Origin of the sequence: uncultured Mycobacterium sp., from assembly GCF_964249325.1 — a bacterium.
Taxonomy (GTDB): domain Bacteria; phylum Actinomycetota; class Actinomycetes; order Mycobacteriales; family Mycobacteriaceae; genus Mycobacterium.
In genome coordinates this window covers 1-4,835 of record NZ_CAXUCH010000290.1, presented here as the reverse complement: position 1 = coordinate 4,835, position 4,835 = coordinate 1, and the positions used below count along the sequence as shown (strand labels likewise).

The 4,835-nt window shown below is 65.6% G+C and carries 4 protein-coding genes and 1 pseudogene; 2 read left to right on the top strand and 3 right to left on the bottom strand.

Annotation, left to right across the window (positions count from 1 at the left end):
* Nucleotides 1-747 (bottom strand): annotated as a pseudogene (locus ACFE99_RS22815) (hypothetical protein); the annotation flags it as partial.
* Between the two features lie 447 nt (nucleotides 748-1,194).
* On the opposite strand from ACFE99_RS22815, the gene ACFE99_RS22810 reads away from it, so the two are divergent.
* Nucleotides 1,195-2,775 carry a hypothetical protein gene (locus ACFE99_RS22810; protein WP_375488829.1) on the top strand — a complete coding sequence of 527 codons (1,581 nt, stop codon included), beginning with the start codon at nucleotides 1,195-1,197 and terminating at the stop codon, nucleotides 2,773-2,775.
* Between the two features lie 2 nt (nucleotides 2,776-2,777).
* Here ACFE99_RS22810 and ACFE99_RS22805 read toward each other — a convergent pair whose 3' ends face one another.
* Together ACFE99_RS22805 and ACFE99_RS22800 are read right to left on the bottom strand one after the other, a co-directional pair.
* Nucleotides 2,778-3,296 carry a hypothetical protein gene (locus tag ACFE99_RS22805; RefSeq protein WP_375488827.1) on the bottom strand — a complete coding sequence of 173 codons (519 nt, stop codon included), beginning with the start codon at nucleotides 3,294-3,296 and terminating at the stop codon, nucleotides 2,778-2,780.
* Between the two features lie 25 nt (nucleotides 3,297-3,321).
* On the bottom strand, nucleotides 3,322-4,098 hold the full coding sequence (locus ACFE99_RS22800) for an S-methyl-5'-thioadenosine phosphorylase (protein ID WP_375488825.1): 777 nt from the start codon (nucleotides 4,096-4,098) through the stop codon (nucleotides 3,322-3,324).
* A gap of 30 nt (nucleotides 4,099-4,128) precedes the next feature.
* Between ACFE99_RS22800 and ACFE99_RS22795 the strand changes: the two genes are divergently transcribed.
* The coding region (locus ACFE99_RS22795; protein WP_375488822.1) for a 1,4-dihydroxy-2-naphthoate polyprenyltransferase at nucleotides 4,129-4,835 on the top strand (707 nt) is incomplete at its 3' end.

The window sequence follows — 4,835 nt, the reverse complement described above, 5'->3', positions numbered from 1 at the left end:
CATCGTCGCGTCCTGAGCCGGCATCGCCGCCATCGTCGCGTCCTGAGCCGGCATCGCCGCCATCGTCGCGTCCTGAGCCGGCATCCCCGCCATCGTCGCGTCCTGAGCCGGCATCCCCGCCATCGCCGCGCCCCGCGCGATCGCGAACTCCGGGTTCTCCGGAACTGCTACCGGCAACGCCGACGTGGCTCGAAGTTCGTCAGCCACGGCCGAGACATCAGCGGACTTGGAGATCAGGTAGACATCGCTGGCCGCCCCCGGCTGTTCACGCAGCCGGCCCAGCAATGCGCCAGCCGCCGTGACTGGGTCGGAGCCACGTAGTGGCTTGGCACCCACCGCCCTCGTTGCGGCGTCGTCGGTGCCGATCAGCGAGAGCATCGCAGTGTCATCATCGAGCAGAAGCACGCCATGTTGGCCCTCGCCACGAGAAACGTTGCGCACCAACGCCGTTGCTGCCTCTGGCTCGGAGAGCAACGCGACGTTGTGGACACCCGAGTCGTCTAGCATCCTTCGCAGGTCACTAGCTTGGCGTTGATCCGACCAGCACAGCCGGGTACCTACCAGCCGATGACCTTGGTCGGCCAGCGACCGATGTGTGCCGACGACCGTTTCCGTCAATCTTCGAATCGCATCCGAGGACACGTCGATGACTGACTGATCGATCACCGCGCCGCTGTCGGCACCGGACCCGACAAGCGCTACCCGGGCAACCGGACCTGTGACCGCGACACCCAAAGCTACGTCCATCGCGGTTCTCCTCTCACGCAAGTGCGTATGACATCGGCACGTTTTCCGCCGATCCCTCGCACTGCATCACCGGCCGCCCGCGGCAATGTCTCATCATCATTACACTGCGATAACTGCGGCGGTATCTGTCTTTCGACCGACAAACTCCCCCGGTCTGCGCAGATTGGGCCAGCATATCGACATTGCCCGGGACCGTCCCGACGAGCAGTATGTTCGCCGACCCTCAGCGCAACCATGACCGGAGGTGTTAACTAATCCCACACCCGTTGCGCAAAACCACTGTCACATCACAGGGGGAACCTGGTGAGCGAAAGCCGCGGGGACACGCCTAACGACCGCTTCGGCACCCGACCGCGGATTGCCCGTGCCCACGGCCAGCAATCGTCGCCCGAGCAGCATCGGCAATCCGACCAGTTCGGCCCAACACAAGCCATTCCCACCCAGAAAATGTCGCCACCAAGCCAGCGACCGCTCGTGGCGCGGAGGTCGACGCGGCGGTGGAACATCGGCCGCGACGTTGCCGCCGCTGTGCTGTTGCTGATTGCGCTGTTCTTACCGTGGAACCTGTACTTCGGCGGCGCCATCCCCAACGGCCATGGGGGCGTGTTTGCGTTACTGATTGCGGCCACCGTGCTTTCGCTTGGATCGATCGTGGTCACCTACGCCGGGCCTTGGAGGCTGTTCGGCTCGCGTTTCAATCCGGTCATGGTTGGCCGGCTGCGGGCTTGGCTCAACGCCCCGTATGGACTGCTGGTGTTCGGTGTCGTGGTGTTCGAGGTGGTCCAGACGGTCAGATACGGCGGCAGCGCCAACGTGCCAAGCGGCGTCGGCCCGGGCGCATGGCTGGGGATCGCCGGGTCATTATTGAGCGCACAACCCTTAATCACCGGCACCGCCACCGACGACGAGAAGTTTCGCCGCTGGCTGCAATCGACCCGAATCGTCGGCTACGCCTCGATCGTCCTTGCGTCCCTGAGCTTTTTGCTCAACCTGTTCTGGCGGGTGAAAAGCGCCCTACCGTCGGCCGGTTCTGGATTCGGCAAGCAGAATGTGGCGATCATCGCGACCGCGGTCATCTACGGCGTCGTCGCGTTGGTGGCAGTTGTGGTGGCGTCACGGTGGATTCTACGGCGCAGCAGGGTATCTCGCCTCGCAATCATCGCGCTCGGGGCGTCGACTCTAGTGGCCGGGCTCATCGTGTGGAGTCTTCCCATTGGCCGGGACATCGACGGATTCCACGGCATCGCCCAGAACACGTCGACCGCGGGGGTCGGGTTCGAGGGTTACCTGGCCTGGGCGGCGGCAGCGGCGATTTTCGGACCACTGATGCTGATCATGACTATGACGCCCCAGCAGGCCGACGTTTGGCGGGCCGCAGCGCGAAAGGGCTTGCTGCTCATCGTGGTATGGTCCGTCGGTTCTGTCGTGATGCGGGTCACCGACCTCGTTGTTTCGCTGAGCCTGAAGCTGCCCTACTCGCCGTACAACAGCGCGGCCATGGCCGCGTTCGACCTTGTCACCGCGGTGCTTGCGGTGTGGCTTTACATCAACGTGCTCAACCGCGCCCTGCCTGCGGTGTTGATCAGCTCGGCATGTGCAGTTCTGTTGGTGCTCACCATTTCTCGCATCGTGGTGGGCATCGCGCTGGCGCCTCGGGTGGCGGGTACCTCCGGGTGGGCGGCCAATCCGGTCTACGGCAACAACCTCGCGCAGCAGATAACCAGCACCTTCGACGTCGTGCTTTGTCTACTGGCGGTCTGCATCCTTGTGGTCGTCATCGTGACCGGGCGGTCATTGCCAACTACCAGCAGGCCGAGTAGCACTCCTCCCCCAGCATCGGACGCGGCGACCACACGACTGGCAACCGGCGAGACCGAGACGACGAGGTTGGCCGCTGGTAGCCCTGAGCACCCGGCACCCAAGCCGCGAATCCATCGTCCGGACTCTCCGCAGCAGGCAAGCGCCGCCAAACCCACAATCTATCGGGGACAAGAGGACTCAGGAGACAGCCGCCGCCATCGAACGTGAGGTCACACGACGGCAAGCAACCGGAAGGCTCCGACGGCCGCCGACCCGTACACCAGGTGTGCGCTGAGGTCCTTCGCCAACGTTTGAATGTCGTATTCCCACATCGGCTTATACAGCTTCGCAGGCACCAGCACGGCGTAGGACTGCAGCCAAACCCCCGTACCGAAAGCGGGCCCCTGCCAGAGGCGGATGGGCACCGATCCACCTATCAGCCCGAAGACCGCACCCCATCCCACTCCGGTGGCCCAATGGACGACGTTGTTGACCAGACGTGCTCGCGTCGGCGGCAGCTCACTGTCAAAGACAGTCTCGATCAGCCGCTTGCCGAACCGCGCCGGCGCCGGAGCGTCGTTCCAGTTGTCCAAGCCGGCCGACGATTCCCACGGGGCAAACGCGCTCTGGCCGCCGCCGCGCCGATAGCGGCGGTACCACAGCAGATCCATCGCCAGGGTGCCTATAGCGCCGGCCAGCGCGCCTCGCAGCACCGCCCCCAGCGGCGTCATCCGAGCCCGGCCCTGCATTGGCATAGCCTAGCCTGCGATGCCACTACGCCAGGTCGAACGGCAGCTCGGTACCGGTATGCGGCAGGCACTGCGCGCACGTGAGTTCGGCCGACACCTGACCGATCGCCTCGTACACCAGCTTTTTCAACGGCTCGATGTTCTTTTCGAATTCGCTGAACACCTCGACGGCTTTGACCCCGCCGCCGACGTCGACACCGGCGTCCAGGTCAGTGACTAAAGCTATTGCGGCGTAACACATTTCGAGTTCACGCGCGAGCACCGCCTCTGGATAGCCCGTCATGTTCACCAAAGTGCACCCTGCCGAGGCGTACCAGCGGCTTTCGGCGCGGGTGGAGAACCGGGGCCCCTGTATCACCACCATGGTGCCGCCGTCGACCACGCCGGGCAGGCTGGCGGCCGCCGCCCGCAGTATCGGGCAGTACGGGTCGGCGAAGCTGGCATGCACACCGCCGGATTCGAAGTAGGTATCGGCGCGCCCGTGCGTGCGATCTAGTAGTTGGTCGGGCACCACCACCGTGCCGGGACCCAACTCAGGCGTCAGGCTGCCGACCGCGCACGGCGCGAAGACCCGTCGCACCCCGAGCTTGCGCAGCGCCCACATGTTGGCCCGATACGGCACGGTGTGGGCTGAGTATTCGTGGCGTACACCGTGGCGCGGCAGGAACGCGACTTCATGCTGGCCCACCGCGCCCACGGTGATCGGGGCGCTGGGCGCACCGAATGGCGTGTCCACATCGACGGTGCGCGCGTCGGCTCCGAAAAAGGTATAGAAGCCGCTGCCTCCGATCACTGCCAGCATCCGCTCATTGTGCCGTGGAAGGATCGAGCCGTGGCGACCGTTAGTCAATGGTTCGCGGGGGCGCGGCCACGCACGCTGCCCAACGCCGTCGCGCCGGTGATCGCCGGCACGGGTGCTGCGGCCTGGCTGCACGCCGCCGTGTGGTGGAAAGCGGTGCTGGCGTTGGCCGTCGCGGTGGCGATGACCGTCGGAGTCAACTTCGGCAACCACTACTCCGACGGCATCCGCGGCACCGACGACGAGCGGGCCGGCCCAGTTCGCCTGGTGGGCTCGCGGCTGGCGGCGCCGCGCTCGGTCCTGGCGGTGGCGGTGGTGAGTTTGAGTGTCGGCGCGCTGGCGGGCCTGGTGCTGGCGATGACCAGTGCGCCGTGGTTGATCGTGGTCGGCGCATTGTGCATCGCTGGTGCGTGGCTGTATACCGGCGGCTCAAAGCCCTACGGCTATGCGGGTTTTGGAGAAGCGGCGGTGTTCGTGTTCTTCGGACTGGTCGCGGTGTTGGGCACCCAGTACACCCAGGCGTTGCGGGTGGACTGGGTGGGCGGGGTGCTCGCGGTGACGACGGGTGTGCTGTCGTCGGCGGCGCTGGTGGCCAACAACCTGCGTGACATCCCAACCGATGCGCAGTCGGGCAAGAAGACGCTCGCGGTGCGCCTCGGCGATGCCAGGACGCGGCTGCTGTACCAGGGGCTGCTGGCGAGCGCCGGCGTGCTGACATTGGGGTTGATGCTTGCGACGCC